The following is a 19,105-nucleotide window of genomic DNA, read 5'->3' on the forward strand; positions in this document are numbered from 1 at the left end:
TAGTGTCTGTAGAGGTTAGGGTTCAATCCGTTGAAAGCTGAAAAATACTACTTCATTTCAATCGGTTTGTTTTCTAATCAATCGCCCTTTAGTCTCTCTGTTTTATAGACTAAAGATGAATCGAGAAGAAGTAGGGAAGATCAAAAAAAAATGAGACTTACGAGTTGATAATGATTTAGGGAAGCTAAAGTCTGTAATTAATATCATTGTAATATTTCAAGTGAAACGAGTGAACATTTTTGTAATTTTGTTGGGAATTCTAGTCGGTGCGATCGCGTTACTAGAAGGTAGTTTACGATATGTTGGTTTTGGCAATCCTTTACTTTATCAAGCCGATCCAGAAATGGGTTATATTCTATCGCCCAATCAAAATGTACGCCGCATGAATAAACAAATTTTAATCAATAATTATTCAATGCGAAGTGATTCTGTGGTCAACAAACGTCCTGAGAATACTTTAAGAATCTTTTTACTGGGAGATTCGATCGCAAACGGTGGCTGGTGGACAGATCAAGAAGAAACAATCTCATCTTTAATTCAAAAACACTTAAAAAACTCTAAATATTCTCAAATCGAAGTATTAAATGCTTCTGCTAACTCTTGGGGGCCAAGAAATCAACTTGCTTATCTAAAACGTTATGGTTTATTCGACTCCCAAGTTGTCATTTTGCTGTTAAATACGGATGATTTCTTTTCTAGCCTTCCTAGTTCTGAGAAAGTTGGCAATGATATTAATTATCCTAATCATAAACCTGCATTAGCTATTAGTGAACTATTGAATCGCTATCTTCCATCGGCTAAAACCACTAAAGATAACAGCCCAAAGCTTAAAGAAAAAGACAATGAAAAAAATAATTTAGCTGCAATTCAAGACATTTATCAAGTTTGTCAAACCAATCAAGCTCAATTAATCATTGCAGTAACACCATTATTACGAGAAGTTGAACAATCTTCTAAAGACTATGAGCAACGAGCCAAAAAACGTTTAACAGAATTCACTCAATCACAATCTATTCCTTTGATTGACTTTCTCCCACGCTTTAAACAAATTAATCCTCCTAATTCGATTTACCGCGATACCATTCATATTACACCCGATGGAAATCAAATTGTGAGCAAAACTTTAATAGAAGAAATTGATAAAATCATCAAGGAAAAAAATGATGACTAATTGCTCTTATCAACGACGTTGGATACTTCACTCATTATTGAGTGCTTCAATACTTTTACCATCCTTATCTTTTTCGCGTTCAGTGGCTGCGGTTCCTCTTCAGCCTAAAGTTTTAGTTTTAAGTTGTATTGACTATCGCTTTTTTGAAAACGAACAAATCTTTTTAAACGACAAAAATTTAGCACATCAATACGACTGGACAGCCTTAGCGGGAGCTTCTTTAGCCTTATCTGGTTTTCCCCATTCTGAAGATGCTACTGCTTTTTGGGATCAACTGGCTATATCTGAAAAACTACATCACATTAAAAAAGTAATTATTATTGATCATCAAGATTGTGGGGCATATGCTCAAAAAATAGACACGAATTTGAGTAAAAATCCCGAACAAGAAAAACAAATTCATCGTCAATACCTCAGCCAAGCCTATCAAGAAATCCTCACCCGTTATCCTCAGCTTGAAATTGAATTATATTTCGCCACCCTCGCTGGTGAATTTATAGAAATTTTCCCTAATTGAATCGCTCAATCCCTCAATAAATAGGTCACTATAGAAAGAGAACGCTCTAGACGATCCAAAATGAGAGAACACGATGTAGTCATTGTCGGCGGTGGTTTAGCTGGTTGTCGCGCCGCCTTAGAAATTAAACGCCTTGCCCCAAATACTGATGTAGCTGTTGTTGCAAAAACTCATCCCATTCGTTCCCATTCGGTAGCCGCACAAGGAGGCATCGCCGCCACCCTGAAGAATGTTGACCCTACTGATACTTGGGAAGCTCACGCTTTTGATACGGTTAAAGGCTCGGACTATCTAGCGGATCAAGATGCTGTAGCAATTTTAACTCAAGAAGCCCCAGATGTACTAATCGACTTAGAACATTTAGGCGTTTTATTTTCGCGTCTTCCCGATGGCAGAATTGCACAACGCGCCTTTGGTGGACATTCCCACAACCGAACCTGTTACGCTGCCGATAAAACAGGTCATGCCATCCTACACGAATTGGTGAACAACCTGCGTCATAACGGTGTTCATCTCTATGACGAATGGTATGTGATGCAACTCATTCTAGAAGAAGGAGAAGCTAAAGGAATTGTCGTCTATCGAATTCGCGACGGTTCATTAGATGTCATTCGGGCGAAAGCGGTAATGTTTGCCACTGGAGGTTATGGCAGGGTTTATAATACCACCTCCAACGACTACGCCTCCACAGGAGACGGGTTAGCGATGTCCGCAATGGCTGGTATTCCCCTCGAAGATATGGAATTTGTGCAGTTTCACCCCACAGGGCTTTATCCAGTCGGTGTTTTAATTTCGGAAGCTGTACGGGGAGAAGGGGCGTATCTAGTCAATAGCGAAGGAGAACGCTTTATGCAACGCTATGCTCCCTCGCGGATGGAACTCGCACCCCGTGATATTACTTCTCGTGCTATTACTCTTGAAATTCGTGCTGGACGCGGGGTTAAAACTGATGGTAGTGCAGGTGGGCCGTTTGTTTATCTCGACTTACGGCATATGGGACGCGAAAAAATTATGAATCGTATTCCCTTTGCATGGGAAGAAGCGCATCGACTGCTAGGTATTGATGCGGTGGTCGAAAAGATGCCAATTCGTCCGACGGTACATTATTGTATGGGGGGAATTCCCGTTAATACTGAAGGGCAAGTACGTCGTAGTTTTGATAGTTTAGTCGAAGGGTTTTTTTCAGCAGGTGAATGTTCTTGTGTTTCGGTACATGGTGCTAATCGTTTAGGAAGTAATTCTCTGTTAGAATGTGTGGTCTATGGACGACGCACAGGACGAACGATCGCGCAATACGTTCAAGGTCGTAAGTTTCCTAAAATTAATGCCGAACTGTATTTACAAGAGGCTCAAAAACGGATTTCTGATTATTAGAACAACAAGGAACGATCCGAATTGGAGATTTACGACAACAATTTCAAGATTGTATGACGGAACATTGTGGTGTTTTTCGGAGTGAAGCAGTGATGCAAGAAGGCTTAAAAAAACTACAACAATTGAAGCAACAATACAATCAAATTTATCTAGATGATCAAGAGCCATGCTGGAATACAGAAATCATTGAAGCGATGGAATTACAAAGTATTATGATGGTCGGTGAAATTATTCTAACTTCAGCGGCCCAACGTAAGGAAAGTCGCGGTGCACATTCGAGGGAAGATTATCCTGAGCGAGATGACGAACATTTCTTGCAACACACTTTAGCGTATTATTCTTCGGCGGGAATTGATATTAATTATATGCCTGTTGTGATTAATATGTTTGAACCACAGGAAAGAAAATACTAACAATTTGCTCATTTGAGGTAAGGGATCAGCATAAAAATGTATTAAATCCCTTACGCTTTCTTAAAATAAGTTAACCTTTTTGTGGAGCATAATAAATGTCCTCGTAAAATGCTCATTTATCCATCAAATTCAGGTTACACTAGGGATCTAACGGCTCAATTGATGTACTATGCTCTCCACTATTCCTTCTTTAGCGGCTGATTTATCCCAAATTCGTTTAGAAATTCGTGCTTTACAAGGTCAGTTAGTGACTTGGCGACGACAGTTACATCAAAAGCCAGAACTCGCTTTCTCTGAATGTCTCACTGCTGAATTAATTGCCCAAAATCTAAAAAAAATGGAGATTGATTTCATGAGCGAAATTGCTCAAACAGGAATTGTAGCTACTATTAGGAGTGCCTATCCTGGCCCTGTTTTAGCGATTCGTGCCGATATGGATGCGCTACCTATTCAAGAAGAAAATAAAGTAGATTATCGATCGCAACATGACGGAAAAATGCACGCTTGCGGTCATGATGGCCATATAGCGATCGCACTAGGAACGGCTTATTATCTCTCGCAACATCGTGACACCTTTTGCGGTACCGTTAAAATGATCTTCCAACCCGCAGAAGAAGGGCCAGGCGGTGCAAAACCGATGATCGAAGCAGGTGTACTATACAATCCTGATGTTGATGCGATTATTGGGTTACACCTTTGGAATAATTTACCCCTGGGAACCGTTGGCGTACGAAATGGCGCGTTAATGGCGGCTGTTGAGACATTTCGAGTCTTGATTCAAGGTAAAGGGGGACATGGTGCAATGCCTCATCAAACCGTTGATTCTATTGTAGTCGGCTCACAGATTGTTAATGCTCTACAAACGATCGTCGCTCGTAATATTAATCCAATTGATTCAGCCGTTGTTACAGTCGGGAAATTCCATGCGGGGAGTGCCAATAATGTAATCGCCGATACGGCCCTATTAGAGGGAACGGTTCGCTATTTTAATCCTGTCTATGAGAATTATTTTAAACAACGTTTCAAAAGCATAATTGAGGGAATTTGTCAAGGAACTGGAGCCACTTACGAGTTAGATTATGAGCAACTTTACCCACCTGTGATCAATGATGCTCAAATGGCTGAGTTAGTTCGCTCTGTCGCAGTAGAAGTTGTAGAAACGCCTGCGGGAATTGTGCCAGAGTGTCAGACGATGGGGGGTGAAGATATGTCCTTCTTTTTACAAAAAGTGCCTGGATGTTATTTCTTTTTAGGTTCAGCTAATTCTGAAAAAGGTTTAGCTTATCCCCATCATCATCCCCGTTTTGATTTTGATGAAACCGCTTTAGCGATGGGTGTTGAGATTTTTGTACGATGTGTTGAAAAATTCTGCGTTTAGTGCCATTGCGGATCTTGTAGTAATTTTTCGGCATCTTGTGAGGATAATGGTTTAGCAAAAAAATCGCCTTGTCCATAATCACAAGCTAAATCGGTTAATTGAGAAAACTGTGTATTTGTTTCTACTCCTTCAGCTACGACTTTCATCTTTAGAGCATGAGCTAAAGTAATAATTGCTTTTACAATTTCTAGATAATGATTATTAGTTTGTTGTCCAACGATGAAAGAACGATCAATCTTCACAACATTAAACGGGAATTGATGTAAATAGGAAAGTGATGAATAGCCTGTCCCAAAATCATCTAAACACAGTTCAATATTAGAATGACTAAGATCGATTAAAATTGCTCTTGCTACCTCGATATTTTCGATGAGATTACTTTCCGTGATTTCAATTTTTAAGCAAGATGGATTAATTTGAGATTGATTGAAAGTCTTTAAAATATGCTCGACAAGGTTTTGAGCGCAAAGTTGTTGATAGGATAGGTTAATACTAATTTTTAAATTAGCATGATTTGGATAAGCCTTTTGCCATTTCTGGAGTTGTTGACAAACTTCTTGAATTACCCAGATTCCTAGTAAAACGATTAAGCCTGTTTGTTCAGCAAGGACAATAAATGAATCGGGTAACAGTAAACCTTTTTCGGGGTGTTGCCAACGAATAAGGGCTTCAAATTCAGTAATTTTATGATCGATTAAAGACACAATCGGCTGATAATATAACACAAATTCTTGTTTAGCAATCGCTTGACGCAATTCAATTTCTAACTGTAATTGTTCAAGTGCCTTTTGACGCATTTGTTTGTCAAAAATAGCATACTGACTTCCTTGTTTTTTTGCATGATTCATAGCCATATCAGCATTTCTAAGAATTGCTTCAGCATTCGTGTACTCATTTTCTTTTAAAGCAATACCAATTTTTAGATTAATTAAAATATCTTGCTCATTAAAAATAAAAGGTTTAGCTGACTCTTGACAAATATTAGTAACAATCTGAATCACTTCTTGAACTGAGGTAATTTCAACTAATAAAATACTTAATTCATCACTACTTAAGCGAGCGATTATATCATTCGACTTCAGACAAGTTTTTAACCGTTGAACGAGATTAATTAAAAGTTCATTGCCTTGTAAACTTCCTAGAATATCATTAATTATCTTAAAATTTTCAAGCTCTAAAAATAAAACTGAGAAATTATGTTCAAAGTGATTTTGTGATTGTTCTAAAACTTGCTTAAGCTGTTCTAAAAATAAAACTCTATTTGATAATTGGGTTAAAGTATCAAAGTTTGAGGTCATTGTTAACTGTTGTTGCTCACTAATAACTCTAGCACTGCCATATATTAAATTTTCTGCTAGATAAGGAACTGCCGTCCAAGCTAAAACATGATAGGTACCATCAGCATAACAATAACGATTTTCAAAATAAATTAACTTTTCTCCTTGAGCTAGCTTTTCAACTTGTTCTAGGGTTTTTTCGCGATCATCAGGATGTACAAAATCAACATAAGGTTTAGAGATTAATTCATCAACTGAATATCCTAAAGTTTGAGCAAAAGTTAGATTAATCTGACGAAAATACCCTTGAAAATCAGCAATACATAACAAGTCCAAAGATAAATCAAAAAAACGCTGATAATAAATTTTCTCGTCATCTGTCTCTAATGAATTAGGCTTTTTTCCTTTGTTGATCTCAGATAAAATACGATAGTTCAGCCCATAATTAGTACTTAGAATAAACATTCCTCCTAAGGTTAAACTTGCTAGGTTTAAAAAAATTAAAGAATCAAACATAAAAAATTAATAACTCAATTATAATGAAAAATTATATATTATAATGTTGATAGCTAGATAGCACTCAATAATGTTAATTTAATTTCACTACTTTTTCAAAAAAACAAAATTAGAAACACAGGCAGCGAACAAGAGCAATTTTTGATTCATTAATATATATTTATTATACTAATGATCCTTAAGGTAGATTTATGGACTTATGGCTTGATTGAATGTCTCTTACAATGTTATAAAAAAATTATGTTTTTCATTAATAAACATGATTTCAGAAAGCGAGATTACAAATATCCTTAACAATTACTTTGGGAGTGAAACGATTACACGTCCGTCTCCTGAAGTATGGCAAGTTGATACAGATCAATTACGTTTATTGCTTCTGCTCTCCTCAGATAAATCGTGGATCAGAATTTTAGTGCCAATTGTTCCCATACAAACAGCCCAATCTTACCTTATTGAGTTACTAGAAGCAAATTTTGATTTAACTCAAATGGTACATTTTGCTATCCACCAGGATGTGTTGTGGGGTGTGTTTCAGCACTACTATTCAACACTATCCCCCCAAGATTTAGAAGCAGCGATTCAGCAATTGGTTTGGCTACATCAAAATGGAATTAATGAATGTTTTAATCTTTTAGTCGAAAAACAAGTCCGCCAAATTATTCGCGCTTCTAAGTTATCTGGGCAAAGCTTAGAAGCAACATTACAAAATCTTAATCGTTTTTATGAAGAGGGGATGCTGGGTGGTTTAGATCAAGATCCTGAAGAACGAGAACAATTTTTAAACGCTTGGAAACTACAGCTAGAAAGACTTTGGGATGCTGAAAGTAATGTTTAGCTAAAAACTTTCGTAATTTCCGCCACTTTAAGATCGGGTTATCCCTCTTTAGTGAGTTTAAGTTTAGGCTAGTAGATTTGATAGGATAATGGGGATTCACTCTATGTGGAGATAAATAGGGTTCACATGGATAATAATGATTGGATTAAACAACTGTTAATGGTTGGGATCGGGACAACTTCTCTAGTCGCGGAAAAATTAAAAGAAGCGAGTGATCAATGGGTCAAAGAAGGTAAGATCAATCCTGATCAGGCTAAAGTTTTTGTTGATGATTTTATGAATCAACTGAAAACAGAACAAGGTGGGTTTGAAAAACAACTCGAACGACAAATGCGAAATATCTTACAAGATTTAGGGGTTTCGCGTCAGTCAGAAGTCGATGAATTGCGCGGAAGAATTGATCGATTGGAACGACAAGTCAGAGAATTAGAGAATAAACTTTGGCGATAGTGTTTTTATGAAAGAAATTTTAGTTAGTTTTGGGATCGTTGCCTTCTTTGGTTTCTTGCTTATTTTGTCTTCGATCTTCAATCTTGGCAAGCAACCGACAGCGATTGCATCCTCATTGAATTTCACTCCCACAGCCATCCTCGCAGCTAATTCAGAAAAGGAAACAAGTAAAATGGATTTAAGTAACGCGACAACCACACCTTCGGGACTCAAATATATTGATCAAGTCGTTGGAGAAGGTGCTACCCCAAAAACGGGTCAAAACGTGACAGTTCATTACACGGGAACCCTAGAAAGCGGTAAAAAATTTGATAGTTCAGTAGACCGAGGAACACCGTTCAACTTCAAAATAGGGGTCGGACAAGTAATTAAAGGTTGGGATGAAGGCGTAGGAACGATGAAGGTTGGCGGTCGTCGTACTTTGATTATTCCTTCAGAATTAGGCTATGGTGCGCGAGGTGCAGGTGGCGTAATTCCTCCGAATGCGACTTTAATTTTTGATGTCGAATTAATTGACGTAAAGTAATTTTTGTGCTAAAAAGCCTGTCTTAGATTAATGAAGTACGCCAAGGATTAAAATCCCTGTCTTATAGCTCAAGTCGGTTAAAACCGACTAACTATATAAGATAAGAGTCCATTAAAATGGACTTATTCTTTGGCGGTACTTACCTCAAAAATCGAGAATTTTGTCATAATCCAGCTTTATTTGAGCAAATTTTGACGAATCGATTGAGGATTGTCCATCAGGACAGGTTTTATTATTAAAATCACACTTATAGATATGTGGTTTTTGCCAACTTAGAGGAATTTCGAGCAGATCTCTTGATCCTGTCATTCCTTGTCCGATGAATAGCAATAAAGCAACACAATTGAGAACAGTATGGATCATGCGCCAACGGTGGGAGCGATCTTTATAGATATCTTCAACGATCGCCAATGAAAAAATCATCAGCATTGAAGCCGCCATCCCTATATAGTAGTGTGACCAATACCATTGATTAGACAGGCGATACACCCCATTTTGACAGCCTAAAATAATTAAACCCATTCCCGTTAATGTGGCAAAAATTGCCCGCCACTGTTTTGAACGAGCGCGATACAGCAAAAACAGGGAAACAACGGTCAAAATAAACATCAAAACAATAAAAATCACTTGAAAGATTTGTAGGGTGCCATCTTTTTGTTGATCGATCCATCCTTTGTAACCGTAGACGACAGAATAAGCTAAAGCAACAAGATTAACACCAACGACAGAAGCAGCTAACCATCGTCCAATTTTCAGATGTTCTGAGCCAACAATGGGCGGAATTTTACTTTTACCACCATCTTTACTTTGTAAACGTCTTTGACGGGTTTGCCAAGCGAAGTTTACTGATATACCAATGATAGGAAAAACAAAAGCAACCGCTAAGACAGGGTGGATAAGGGAAATAAAGTCTTCAAATTTCATAATTATATTTGTAATAAATGATCAGAGTAGCTTGTTTTAGGTAATACGTCCCTATCGATCACATTGGATTGAGTACGATATTAAGAACTTAACTTTCTATTCTGAGATGTGGTTGAGAAAATGAGCCGAAAAACTTAAAAAAAACTGAAAACACATTGTAACTACATTTTAGTCGCCATTTTCATCGCAAAAAAGAAGTTTTTGTTACTGTTGTTATTGAAACTTTACATTAATAGGATTGACTAAATACAAGAATATTGCTGATCAAAATAGTTGTTACGGAAAGTGAAACAGGAACTTGAGCATTTAAAAGTCAATGTCATAATTGGAAAATTAACAATCGATGAATCTTTGCTCATGTTTTTCTCGTTTAAAGATGCGCGTGATTATCAAATTTTGTTTTTGTCATTGTTCCTTAGTTTAGGAATTATGACTCGTGCTTGGACAATTAGGATTGATTGTGTTGTGGTTGCTTTAATCAGTTGTTTACTCACACAGTTTATTTTAACTTGTTGGTCAGTTAATGAACTAAAACAACAGGAAAGTTTTTTTTTGAGCAATGGAGTTTTAAGTTTAAAGAATTTCCTATCTCTAATTTAAAAAGTGCTGTTATTACTGCGTTAGGACTAAGTTTATTACTGCGAGTTAATGATGTTAAAACAATGGCGATCGCTGGATGTTTAGCCATTGCTAGTAAAATTTTCTTTCAGTCAAAAAATAAACATTTTTTTAATCCTGCAAATTTTGGACTTATTACAACTCTACTCTTAACTAAAGATGCTTGGATATCCATTGGGCAATGGGGAAGTGATTGGATTTATTTATTGTTGTTTTTAGGTCTAGGAGGAATTGTCTTAAGAAAAGTTGGACGATGGGATACTTCAGTCATTTTTCTTTTATCCTACTCAAGTTTAGAACTGATTCGTAATGTTTGGCTAGGATGGAGTCTAGACGTATTGCAACACCATTTAATGAACGGTAGTTTACTGGTTTTTGCTTTATTCATGATTACTGATCCTCGTTCAATTCCTAATTCTCGAACCAGCCGTATTATTTGGTCAATCTGTTTAGCTGTTCTCGCTTTTATCTTGGAACACAAGTTTTATTTAAAAACGAGTTTCTTGTGGTCATTATTCCTGTTATCTCCTCTTACTCTTATTTTAGATCAGGCATGGAAAGAAGATGAATTTCAGTGGAATACGTTTAAGTCTAAACAAAAACTAAAATCAATTATGTAAATTTTACATTGAATTCTACAAAAACATGAAAAAAATCAGTATTATCTTATTCACCCTATTTACTCTTTTCTTACTCACTAAACCTGCTTTAGCCTTTTGTGGCTTTTATGTAGCTAAAGCTGATCAAAGTTTATATAACAAAGCTTCTCAGGTAGTGATTGCTAGAAATGGACAAAGAACCGTTTTAACAATGGCAAATGATTATCAAGGAGATGTCAAAAACTTTGCTCTTGTTGTCCCTGTTCCCGTTGTCCTAAAAGAAGAGCAAGTTAATATAGGAAATTCTAAAATAATCGAAAGATTAGACGCATTTAGCGCACCGAGATTAGTAGAATATTTTGATCCAGATCCCTGTATTGTTTATAACAGAAGAGAAGTTTTTCCGTCAGCACCATCTGTATCTGAAGACCGTGTGAGTCAAAAAGCTGCTAGTAATAGTGCGTTAGGTGTCACTGTCGAAGAACAATTTACAGTCGGTGAATATGATATTGTCATTCTTAGTGCTAAACAATCAAATGGTTTAGAAACTTGGCTTAGACAAAATGGTTATCAAATTCCTAAAGGTACGAGTGCTTTACTAAAACCCTATATCCGCCAAAATCTAAAATTTTTTGTCGCTAAAGTCAACTTACAAGAATTTGCTAAAACGCGATTTAGTTCACTGCGTCCCTTACAAATGGCTTATGAATCTCCTAAATTTATGCTACCCATTCGTTTAGGGATGATTAATAGCCAAGGGGAACAAGATTTACTCATTTATCTGCTTTCCCCTAAAGGAAGGATTGAATTAACAAATTATCGTACTGTTAAAATTCCTTCCGATGCTGATATACCTGAATTTGTACAAAAAGAATTTACTGATTTCTATAAGGCTATGTTTGGGAAAAGTTATACCCAAGAAGGAAAAAAAGTGGCTTTTCTCGAATATGCTTGGGATATGAGCAGTTGTGATCCTTGTTCGGCTGAACCTTTAAACTCAGAAGAATTAAGAAAAGCGGGCATTTTTTGGCTCAATGAGCATCAAGATTCTAGTGTTTTTATCACTCGTCTTCATGTGCGTTACAGTAGAAATAAATTTCCAGAAGACTTACAGTTCCAAGAAACCGCTAATCAAGAATCTTTTCAAGGTCGCTATGTAATGCGTCATCCATTTAAGGGTGAACTTAGATGTAGTGCTGCACAAGGCTATAAAAATAGCGTTCGGACTCGTCAAGAACAAGAAGCGCAAACCTTAGCTAGATTAACGGGATGGGATATCAATCAAATTCGGAGCAAGATAGAGTTTATAAAGAGTAGTTCTACTCCTTGGTGGCGCAATTTGTGGAATTAGACCAAAAAATCGGGTGAGAACTAACTCACCCATTATTTAAAAAAGAGTGTAATAGAATTAGCTATTAATTAATTCTCTTTCAGCCGCCAAACGAGCCGCTTTTTCTTCTCTAGTTTCATCAAAAAAGCCATTGTAAAGCCATCCAGCCAGAAGCGCACCCACAATGGGAGCAAACCAGAATAACCATAGTTGACCAACTAATGCTCCATTGCCACAGAATAAAGCAACCCCTGTACTTCTAGCAGGGTTTACTGAAGTATTAGTAACAGGAATACTGATTAAGTGGATGAGAGTTAACGCTAAACCAATAGCGACGGGTGCAAAACCTTTAGGAGCGCGGGCATCAGTAGAACCTAAAATGATGATTAAGAACATAAAAGTCATCACCACTTCAGTAATTAAGCAAGCAATCAGATTAAATCCATTAGGAGAATGATCACCATAGCCATTAGTTGCTAGAGGATTAGAACCTGATAGATCTAGCTTACCGTTACCACTCGCAATGATGTAAATAACTAAACCCGCAACGATCGCACCAACCACTTGAGCGATAATATAAGGTAGTAATTCTGAACTAGGAAAACGCTTACCCGCCCACAGACCAAAAGAAACAGCAGGGTTAAAATGTCCACCCGAAATATGACCAACAGCATAAGCCATTGTTAAAACAGTTAAACCGAAGGCTAAGGATACCCCAACCAAACCGATACCCAAGTTGAACCCAAAAAGAGTTCCTTCAGACGTTTTGTTTGCTCCAGATACGACAGCAGCAAGAACCGCACTACCGCAACCACCGAGGACAAGCCAAAATGTCCCTATAAATTCAGCGACATACTTTTTCATGCTTTTTTCCCGAATATGTTATGTAAACATTTTAAGTAGAATATAATTTAACAGAAAATAGTTATTTTGTCATAGTTACTTTTTTTAATAAAGTCTAGACCCTAGATTCTAGTTACCCCACGACTGCATAGAATCTTGTAAAGTTCCCGTAAAGATCGTTCATAGAAATGTGTTAATCTTTACATTTTTTTAATAGTTTGCCAATCGATATTGTTCAAGCTGAAAGATAAGAGATTAATCTTGACTAAAAATGTTTCAAAGAAGACTTTTAGTTAAATGGCTTACTAATTTATTAACTTGTCTTCCCTTAAATGTCACTTCTCCCCCACAATAGTAATAGATTGACCAACAGACTTTATGATTACGATCGCACTCCCTAAAGGCGCACTTTTAGCCGACAGTATTAAACTCTTTCAAGCCATCGGCCTAGATTTTAGTGCTTTTCTGGACTCCCGCAACCGACAGTTACAAATTACTGATCCAACCAATACGGCTTTAGCCGTTTTAGTCAGAACCCATGATGTTCCAGTTTATGTAGAATATGGACAAGCGCAATTAGGTGTCGTTGGCTATGATGTTCTACTTGAAAAAACACCTGATATCGCTAATTTAGTTGATCTTCGATTTGGCGTATGTCGAATGTCCTTAGCAGTTAAAGAAGCCAGTGCTTATCGTAGACCTACTGAATTACCCCCCAATGGACGAGTTGCTACTAAATTTGTCCACTGTGCTAAAGAATATTTTCGTCGTTTAGATCTTCCAGTCGAAATTATTCCCTTGTATGGTTCAGTAGAATTAGGGCCAATTACGGGAATGTCTGAGGCAATCGTTGATTTAGTATCTACAGGAAAAACCCTAAAAGAAAATGGTCTAACTGAAATTGATATTTTATTCAACAGTACAGCTAGACTCATCGCCCATCCTTTAAGTTATCGTCTCAATCAAGATCATTTGTGTGATTGGGTAGAAAAATTACGCTTACAGGTTTAATCAATCATTAACTCACGTTATTTGATTTTTTTGCTTAAAGCATCGCCTAATCTTTTAAGAGCAGGGGAAATATCTTGGCTATCAAGATGTACCTCTAGAAGACAGAAGCTATTGAGATGAGCTTGACTTTTCACAAGAGCTTCTTCTAATTCATCTTCGGTATGAATATCAAATCCCAATCCATTGCCAAGCACTTTCGGTACTAAATGATAGTGCCAAGGTAAGAGATCATTAAATTTACCATCACAGATCGGGCGTTCCGTACCGTAACCATTATTGTTGAGTAGGATGATGATCGGGTTGAGCTTATAACGTGCGATCGTCGATAACTCCATTCCAGTCATTTGAAAAGCCCCATCCCCCACAAGAACTAAGGGTCTAACATTTGGGTTAGCTAATTGTAGCCCAATACTAGCGGGAACAGCAAAACCTAATGAAGCATAATAGGCAGTAGCCATAAATCTACTTCTGCCGTGAATGAATAAATCAGCACCAGCAAAAAGAGCATCCCCGACATCGGCTACCACAATTAGCTCGTTGTTGCTTAAAAATGAATTAATCCTTTGAAACAACCGTTCTACAGTGATCGCTTTGTCCTTCACTGGAGAAAAAGCAGGGGGAATTTTAACAGGATTTGAGGTGGTAATTTCTCGACGTTGGATGTTAGCTTTGAGTAATCCTCGAACAGCATCTACTAACTCAATATCTTCATAGTTATGAAATTGAATAGAGGTTTTTTCGCTAGTTACATAAATAGAATTTTTGGGATTGAGATTAGCTGTAAAAATTCCTAAATTAATATCCGTTAAGAAAGTACCAAGCATGATCAGACAATCACTTGATTCTACCTGTTGGCGAGTGTATTCATTCCCCATTGCCCCGCCGTAGAGTCCGATATAATTTTGATGGAGTTCATTAATAACTGATTTTCCCATTAGCGTTTCTGCTACTGGAATATTTGTCTTTTCAACTAACTGCAACAGTTCTTCTTGTAACCCAAATCGATGAATCTCCACTCCAGCTAGGATAATAGGATGTTGAGAGCGATTAATCAAGGCGGTCGCTTCTTCAATAGCTTCGGCTAATATATTGCTATTAGAAATATGAGGACAACTAAAGATTGAACCGTGAGAAGGTGCGATCGCTAAAACTTGGTCACGAGGTAATTCTATGTAACCTGGTAATTTATAACGGTTAATCGCGTCCAAAACCCGCTCAATTTCCTGACAGGCTGTATTAGGATTGTCTAAAACCGCCGAAGCAACGGTTAATTCTTGAAAAACGCGATATTGAGTGTCGAAATTGCGTACCTTATGATGTAATAAGGGGTTTTTGATCCGTTCGCTGATCCCAGGAGAGCCACTAATAACTAATACGGGTGATTTTTCCGCATAAGCTTGGGCTGTGGTGTTAGCCACTTTTAACCCACCCACGCAATAGGTGACACAGACTACTCCTAGTCCCTTCAGACGAGCGTAGGCATCTGCTGCATATCCTGCCCCCTGTTCATCGCACGTATTAATTAACTCAATTGGGCTTTCTTCGATTAGTTTGTCAAATCCTAAAACAAAATCCCCTGGTACTCCGAAGATATGGCGAACACCTAACTCGTAAATTCTTTCGATGAGATAACTACCGATCGTCTTTGAGGCTTTCATGAGTGTACCTGCCATCTTCATTGTTTATTTATATTCTATCGCTGCCACCTTAGCGATTTTCTGTCACAAAAAAAGCAATTTCTAGAGCAAGTATAATTAGTTAGCCAACAGGATCAGTTAATGAAAGATGAACAAAAAACTAATAGAGACGCAATCTATCACGTCTCTACAATACAGGGAATTGCCATGATCAATCATCATCGGCTTGTTTTTCAAGTTGAGAAATCGCTAACTTAATAATCTGTTGGATAGATGGCTCTAATTCTTGGTTTAAAGCCTTCTGTAGCGGTTCTATGGCAGATGATGCACCAATCTTCATTAAAGCTAAAGCGGCTGATTTACGGCTTTCTGAAGCTGAATGATGCAACATTTCAATTAGATGGGGAATTGCTGGCTGATAAGCTAATTTTCCCATCGCTGCGGCGGCTTCACTTCTGACATTTTCTGATGGATCATCTAAAGCGTTAACTAAAATCGTTAAAGTTTCCTCATCTGGATCATCTTCTGCCAGTTTAGCCAATGTTCCAATCACTGCCGATCGCACTTCCACCGACTCAGATGAAAGCCCAGGATATAGCCATTCTTTGCTCTCTGCGCCGATGAAAGATAATGCCCAAGCTGCATGACCTTTTGTGCTTTCGGGATGCTCTGGAGAGCCTAAAATTTTTAGTAGTGCTGGAACTGATTCTCTTCCCATTCTGGCTAAGGCTCCAATGGCTGAACCTTTAACCACTGTATCCTCATCGTTAAGTAGTGCATGAATTAAACTCGGTACTGCACTCGGATCAGAAATTAGCGTCAAGGTTTTGCCACTGGCGCGACGGACTACTGGATCGCTATGGTTGAGTAACGCAGTTTCTAAAAAAGGGGTGGCAGGTTTCCCAATTTCTCCAAGGGCTTCCGCAAAGCCAAGTCTAACCATGCCGCGTGTATCCCCCAAGCATTCGATCATCTGTTGCAAGAGGTTTTGATCGGTTGCGTCAAAGGTGCCTTGAGCAATTTCTTGATTGATCCGCTTCAGCAGTGTATCGGTTTCAGCGTGAGATAAAGGATTACTCATAAATACTTTACTTTAATTGTTCGCCTGCTGATGACGGAGAGCTTCTAAAACTGAGTCAATTTTAGCCAGTTCGGGTTCTAGTTGAGCCAACGTTTGTGATTTTGGAAGTTTTGCCCGTTGTGCTGCGATAAGGGTTTCATTTAAAAGACGCTCTCTATAGGCTTCTAGTTCTGCGATCGCTTCGGTGATTTCTGTCGAAGAGATAGGAGTTGTTTGATCAGACATCGTTTTCATTGCTCAATAATTCCAGTTCTCATCATCCCAAAACCTGCTCATGATCGCTAGTGAATGTAAAGTAACGTAAAGTCTTTTTAAGCTTGTCAGTCACCCCCCTAAAATAAGGTTTGGTAGATTTAACAGATAACAAGGTTTATGGATACGCGCTTTTCCAATATTTTTAATCTGACACAAGACCAAGCGATCGCTCTTTTACAAACTCCTCTAGATGATCTTGAAGATAAAACCGATCGCTACATTGCCGCGTCTCATTTGGTGAATTTTCCAGGGGAACGAACCGTTAATGCGTTAATTGAAGCGATCCACAATCCAGATCCCCATTTATATAACAAAATTACACGCCGTAAAGCGATTGAAAGTTTAGGAAGATTAAAAGCAAATGTCGCATTACCTGTGATCTGTTCTTGTTTGTCAGATGAAGATATTTATACTGTTGAGAATGCTGTCTGGGCGATCGGTGAAATTGGTACAGAAGATGAGACGATTTTAGAAGAAATTGCTAAGCTTTTAGACAAACCCCAACAAAGTTACCGCGTTATTATTCAAACTTTAGCTAAATTTAATTATCAGCCTGCTTTAGATAGAATTAGACCGTTTGTTAATTCCGATAACGAACCAATTGCTAGTTCTGCGATCGCTGCTGTGGCTCGTTTTAGTGGAGATTATAGCCAAATCGATCAAGTAGTGGCGTTCTTAAAGCATCAGAATGTGAACGCCAGACGTGCTTGTATTCAAGATCTGATTGATGCTAAATATTATGATGCAATTCCTCAAATAGCCCGTTGTGCTGTTTCGATCGTTTTTCGTCTGCGGGGGATTCGTTTGTTAGCCGATGCAGGAAAAGAGATAGGAAAAATTACTTTTACTCAAATTGAACCCTTTTTAGATCAAATGATTAAAGATCATCCAAATGATTTAGATTTAGTTCATGAGTATCAAGAAATCCCCCCTACAGAGTTTTTAATTCAAGAACTTTATAACACTGATTTCGGACGCTGTTATTTAGCCACTAAAACTTTAATCGATAATTATGGCGAACAGATTGAAGCAGAACTGATCAAAAGCTATAACGATGAAGCGCATAACGACTATGGAGCGCATTATCATGTGATTAAACTCTTAGGATGGCTAAAATCTGAAGCGGGTTATGAGATTGTTGTCGAAGCGTTAAATAATCGTCGTCCTCAGTTCCAAAAATCCCGTACTGCTGCTGCGATCGCTCTAGCTAATTATGGTGATCAAAAAGCAATTCCTTTAATTCAAGAAGCTTTAAATACTAAGGTTTGGGAATTAAAATACGCCTGCTTAATGGCTTTAAAAGAATTAGGTGAAGAAAATCTACAATCTTATGTGATTGATGAGGATTATTGGATGGTGAAAGGGAAGGGAAATCAGTAGACTTTGAGTATCAAACAAATTCTTATTTTTTTCCAATACATTTCTCAGCAAAAACTCACTTTCCTTAGAAAAAAGACTGCTAATCTAAATCTGACTTGTTATTCTTCGGCAAAAAAGTATTTATGAAGACAAAATATCTAGCTACGATAGCAATTATGGGCTTGCTCACTTTAGGATTTAGTAACAGTATCAGTGCCTCAGTCACCCAAAATTCTTCTACGTTTGGATCTGTTCTCTCTCAGGATATAGCCCAAGCTGATCTCACCCGCTTTCCTGCATATTACACAGAGAATGGTGCAGCCCTAGATGGACAAGATGTCGTTGCCTACTTCACACAGAGCGCTTCTGTACAAGGCAATTCACAATATTCTTATCAGTGGAAAGGGTCTACTTGGCTTTTTTCAAATACCGCCAATCGGGACTTGTTTGCTGCAAATCCTGAAAAATATGCACCTCAGTATGGTGGCTATTGTGCTAAAGCGGCTGCAGGTGGTGTATTGGCAACGACAGTTCCTACGGCATGGAACCTGCGTGATGGCAAATTATACCTCAACTATAGCGCGGATGCTCAAAAAGAATGGAAGCAGGACACGGCCAACAAGATCGCTAAAGCAAATGCAAACTGGCCAAGGATTCTCGATAATGAAACCCTAAAACAATAGTTTCTTTTTTTAGCAAAGCGGCCATGGCAAGCACAAAGCTATGGCTTTTTTATGCGGGCTTTGTTAGAGTAATCTCGCTTACTATTTGAAAAGCAGTAAGCACTTGGCAATTATAAAGATAAAAAGGCTATTCTTTTGATTCAAGAAGCTTTAAATACTAAGGTTTGGGAATTAAAATATGCTTGTTTAATGGCTTTAAAAGAATTAGGTGAACAAAATCTCATCTGATGTGACTGATGAAGATAATTAGATCATGAGAGATAAAGGCTAATTCATTAGGATAGTTGGTTAGTAGAGACGCAATAGAT

Annotated in this window: 18 protein-coding genes and 1 pseudogene; 13 read left to right on the top strand and 6 right to left on the bottom strand. The window is 37.8% G+C overall.

Annotated features, from left to right (window positions below):
• Window positions 1–229 precede the first annotated feature (229 nt).
• The 4 genes and pseudogenes from CFPU101_RS11275 (at window position 230) to CFPU101_RS11290 (ending at window position 4,853) form a co-directional block, all read left to right on the top strand.
• Complete coding sequence (locus CFPU101_RS11275; protein WP_206815447.1) at window positions 230–1,171, top strand: SGNH/GDSL hydrolase family protein; 942 nt, start codon at window positions 230–232, stop codon at window positions 1,169–1,171.
• Window positions 1,161–1,688 carry a carbonic anhydrase gene (locus CFPU101_RS11280; protein WP_206815448.1) on the top strand — a complete coding sequence of 176 codons (528 nt, stop codon included), beginning with the start codon at window positions 1,161–1,163 and terminating at the stop codon, window positions 1,686–1,688. The genes CFPU101_RS11275 and CFPU101_RS11280 overlap by 11 nt, the downstream gene beginning before the upstream one ends.
• Before the next feature lie 60 nt (window positions 1,689–1,748).
• A pseudogene (locus tag CFPU101_RS11285) lies at window positions 1,749–3,475 on the top strand (succinate dehydrogenase/fumarate reductase flavoprotein subunit).
• Between the two features lie 169 nt (window positions 3,476–3,644).
• Entirely contained in the window at window positions 3,645–4,853 is a 1,209-nt protein-coding gene (locus tag CFPU101_RS11290; RefSeq protein ID WP_206815449.1) for a M20 family metallopeptidase, read from the top strand.
• Here the strand turns inward: CFPU101_RS11290 and CFPU101_RS11295 are convergent.
• Window positions 4,850–6,595, bottom strand: coding sequence for a bifunctional diguanylate cyclase/phosphodiesterase (locus CFPU101_RS11295; RefSeq protein ID WP_206815450.1), 1,746 nt, complete (start codon window positions 6,593–6,595; stop codon window positions 4,850–4,852). The genes CFPU101_RS11290 and CFPU101_RS11295 overlap by 4 nt on opposite strands.
• A gap of 310 nt (window positions 6,596–6,905) precedes the next feature.
• Here CFPU101_RS11295 and CFPU101_RS11300 point away from each other — a divergent pair, with 310 nt between their 5' ends.
• The 3 genes from CFPU101_RS11300 to CFPU101_RS11310 all read left to right on the top strand — a co-directional run bounded on the left by CFPU101_RS11300 (window position 6,906) and on the right by CFPU101_RS11310 (window position 8,457).
• Window positions 6,906–7,481, top strand: a complete 576-nt coding sequence (locus CFPU101_RS11300) for a hypothetical protein (RefSeq protein WP_242577877.1) — start codon at window positions 6,906–6,908, stop codon at window positions 7,479–7,481.
• 126 nt (window positions 7,482–7,607) lie between these two features.
• Window positions 7,608–7,931 carry a phasin family protein gene (locus tag CFPU101_RS11305; RefSeq protein WP_106456661.1) on the top strand — a complete coding sequence of 108 codons (324 nt, stop codon included), beginning with the start codon at window positions 7,608–7,610 and terminating at the stop codon, window positions 7,929–7,931.
• Window positions 7,932–7,938: 7 nt separating this feature from the next.
• On the top strand, window positions 7,939–8,457 hold the full coding sequence (locus CFPU101_RS11310; protein ID WP_206815451.1) for an FKBP-type peptidyl-prolyl cis-trans isomerase: 519 nt from the start codon (window positions 7,939–7,941) through the stop codon (window positions 8,455–8,457).
• Window positions 8,458–8,601: 144 nt separating this feature from the next.
• Here CFPU101_RS11310 and CFPU101_RS11315 read toward each other — a convergent pair whose 3' ends face one another.
• On the bottom strand, window positions 8,602–9,381 hold the full coding sequence (locus CFPU101_RS11315) for a DUF4079 domain-containing protein (RefSeq protein WP_206815452.1): 780 nt from the start codon (window positions 9,379–9,381) through the stop codon (window positions 8,602–8,604).
• A gap of 357 nt (window positions 9,382–9,738) precedes the next feature.
• Between CFPU101_RS11315 and CFPU101_RS25570 the strand changes: the two genes are divergently transcribed.
• The 3 genes from CFPU101_RS25570 to CFPU101_RS11325 all read left to right on the top strand — a co-directional run bounded on the left by CFPU101_RS25570 (window position 9,739) and on the right by CFPU101_RS11325 (window position 11,949).
• Window positions 9,739–9,981 carry a hypothetical protein gene (locus CFPU101_RS25570; RefSeq protein ID WP_242577878.1) on the top strand — a complete coding sequence of 81 codons (243 nt, stop codon included), beginning with the start codon at window positions 9,739–9,741 and terminating at the stop codon, window positions 9,979–9,981.
• A 62-nt stretch (window positions 9,982–10,043) separates the two neighbouring features.
• On the top strand, window positions 10,044–10,619 hold the full coding sequence (locus CFPU101_RS11320; RefSeq protein ID WP_242577879.1) for an RnfABCDGE type electron transport complex subunit D: 576 nt from the start codon (window positions 10,044–10,046) through the stop codon (window positions 10,617–10,619).
• Window positions 10,620–10,644: 25 nt separating this feature from the next.
• Entirely contained in the window at window positions 10,645–11,949 is a 1,305-nt protein-coding gene (locus CFPU101_RS11325) for a DUF2330 domain-containing protein (RefSeq protein WP_206815453.1), read from the top strand.
• Between the two features lie 57 nt (window positions 11,950–12,006).
• Here CFPU101_RS11325 and aqpZ read toward each other — a convergent pair whose 3' ends face one another.
• Complete coding sequence (gene aqpZ / locus CFPU101_RS11330; protein ID WP_206815454.1) at window positions 12,007–12,792, bottom strand: aquaporin Z; 786 nt, start codon at window positions 12,790–12,792, stop codon at window positions 12,007–12,009.
• Window positions 12,793–13,149: 357 nt separating this feature from the next.
• Here aqpZ and hisG point away from each other — a divergent pair, with 357 nt between their 5' ends.
• A complete protein-coding gene (gene hisG / locus CFPU101_RS11335; protein WP_206815455.1) occupies window positions 13,150–13,782 on the top strand; it encodes an ATP phosphoribosyltransferase in 633 nt (210 codons plus the stop codon).
• 17 nt (window positions 13,783–13,799) lie between these two features.
• Here hisG and CFPU101_RS11340 read toward each other — a convergent pair whose 3' ends face one another.
• The 3 genes from CFPU101_RS11340 to CFPU101_RS11350 all read right to left on the bottom strand — a co-directional run bounded on the left by CFPU101_RS11340 (window position 13,800) and on the right by CFPU101_RS11350 (window position 16,725).
• Window positions 13,800–15,440 (bottom strand): alpha-keto acid decarboxylase family protein, encoded by a 1,641-nt coding sequence (locus CFPU101_RS11340; RefSeq protein WP_206815456.1) that lies wholly within the window; start codon window positions 15,438–15,440, stop codon window positions 13,800–13,802.
• Between the two features lie 190 nt (window positions 15,441–15,630).
• Window positions 15,631–16,500 carry a HEAT repeat domain-containing protein gene (locus CFPU101_RS11345; protein ID WP_206815457.1) on the bottom strand — a complete coding sequence of 290 codons (870 nt, stop codon included), beginning with the start codon at window positions 16,498–16,500 and terminating at the stop codon, window positions 15,631–15,633.
• Between the two features lie 12 nt (window positions 16,501–16,512).
• Window positions 16,513–16,725 (bottom strand): hypothetical protein, encoded by a 213-nt coding sequence (locus CFPU101_RS11350; RefSeq protein WP_242577881.1) that lies wholly within the window; start codon window positions 16,723–16,725, stop codon window positions 16,513–16,515.
• Window positions 16,726–16,872: 147 nt separating this feature from the next.
• Here CFPU101_RS11350 and CFPU101_RS11355 point away from each other — a divergent pair, with 147 nt between their 5' ends.
• Both CFPU101_RS11355 and CFPU101_RS11360 read left to right on the top strand, forming a co-directional pair.
• Window positions 16,873–18,135 carry a HEAT repeat domain-containing protein gene (locus tag CFPU101_RS11355; RefSeq protein WP_206815459.1) on the top strand — a complete coding sequence of 421 codons (1,263 nt, stop codon included), beginning with the start codon at window positions 16,873–16,875 and terminating at the stop codon, window positions 18,133–18,135.
• A gap of 155 nt (window positions 18,136–18,290) precedes the next feature.
• Window positions 18,291–18,797 (top strand): YHS domain-containing (seleno)protein, encoded by a 507-nt coding sequence (locus CFPU101_RS11360; RefSeq protein WP_206815460.1) that lies wholly within the window; start codon window positions 18,291–18,293, stop codon window positions 18,795–18,797.
• Window positions 18,798–19,105 lie beyond the last annotated feature (308 nt).

The sequence above is a fragment of the Chroococcus sp. FPU101 genome (assembly GCF_017312365.1).
In the GTDB taxonomy this organism is placed as follows: Bacteria; Cyanobacteriota; Cyanobacteriia; order Cyanobacteriales; family Microcystaceae; genus Chroococcus.

Excerpts from the sequence above, each read along its gene's own strand:
- CFPU101_RS11350 (WP_242577881.1), bottom strand. The coding sequence starts at position 16,725 with ATGTCTGATCAAACAACTCCTATCTCTTCGACAGAAATCACCGAAGCG.
- CFPU101_RS11325 (WP_206815453.1), top strand. The coding sequence starts at position 10,645 with ATGAAAAAAATCAGTATTATCTTATTCACCCTATTTACTCTTTTCTTA.
- CFPU101_RS11300 (WP_242577877.1), top strand. The coding sequence starts at position 6,906 with ATGATTTCAGAAAGCGAGATTACAAATATCCTTAACAATTACTTTGGG.
- CFPU101_RS25570 (WP_242577878.1), top strand. The coding sequence starts at position 9,739 with ATGTTTTTCTCGTTTAAAGATGCGCGTGATTATCAAATTTTGTTTTTG.
- CFPU101_RS11280 (WP_206815448.1), top strand. The coding sequence starts at position 1,161 with ATGATGACTAATTGCTCTTATCAACGACGTTGGATACTTCACTCATTA.
- CFPU101_RS11315 (WP_206815452.1), bottom strand. The coding sequence starts at position 9,381 with ATGAAATTTGAAGACTTTATTTCCCTTATCCACCCTGTCTTAGCGGTT.
- CFPU101_RS11355 (WP_206815459.1), top strand. The coding sequence starts at position 16,873 with ATGGATACGCGCTTTTCCAATATTTTTAATCTGACACAAGACCAAGCG.
- CFPU101_RS11295 (WP_206815450.1), bottom strand. The coding sequence starts at position 6,595 with ATGTTTATTCTAAGTACTAATTATGGGCTGAACTATCGTATTTTATCT.
- CFPU101_RS11340 (WP_206815456.1), bottom strand. The coding sequence starts at position 15,440 with ATGAAAGCCTCAAAGACGATCGGTAGTTATCTCATCGAAAGAATTTAC.
- aqpZ (WP_206815454.1), bottom strand. The coding sequence starts at position 12,792 with ATGAAAAAGTATGTCGCTGAATTTATAGGGACATTTTGGCTTGTCCTC.
- CFPU101_RS11310 (WP_206815451.1), top strand. The coding sequence starts at position 7,939 with ATGAAAGAAATTTTAGTTAGTTTTGGGATCGTTGCCTTCTTTGGTTTC.
- hisG (WP_206815455.1), top strand. The coding sequence starts at position 13,150 with ATGATTACGATCGCACTCCCTAAAGGCGCACTTTTAGCCGACAGTATT.
- CFPU101_RS11360 (WP_206815460.1), top strand. The coding sequence starts at position 18,291 with ATGGGCTTGCTCACTTTAGGATTTAGTAACAGTATCAGTGCCTCAGTC.
- CFPU101_RS11345 (WP_206815457.1), bottom strand. The coding sequence starts at position 16,500 with ATGAGTAATCCTTTATCTCACGCTGAAACCGATACACTGCTGAAGCGG.
- CFPU101_RS11320 (WP_242577879.1), top strand. The coding sequence starts at position 10,044 with ATGGCGATCGCTGGATGTTTAGCCATTGCTAGTAAAATTTTCTTTCAG.
- CFPU101_RS11305 (WP_106456661.1), top strand. The coding sequence starts at position 7,608 with ATGGATAATAATGATTGGATTAAACAACTGTTAATGGTTGGGATCGGG.
- CFPU101_RS11290 (WP_206815449.1), top strand. The coding sequence starts at position 3,645 with ATGCTCTCCACTATTCCTTCTTTAGCGGCTGATTTATCCCAAATTCGT.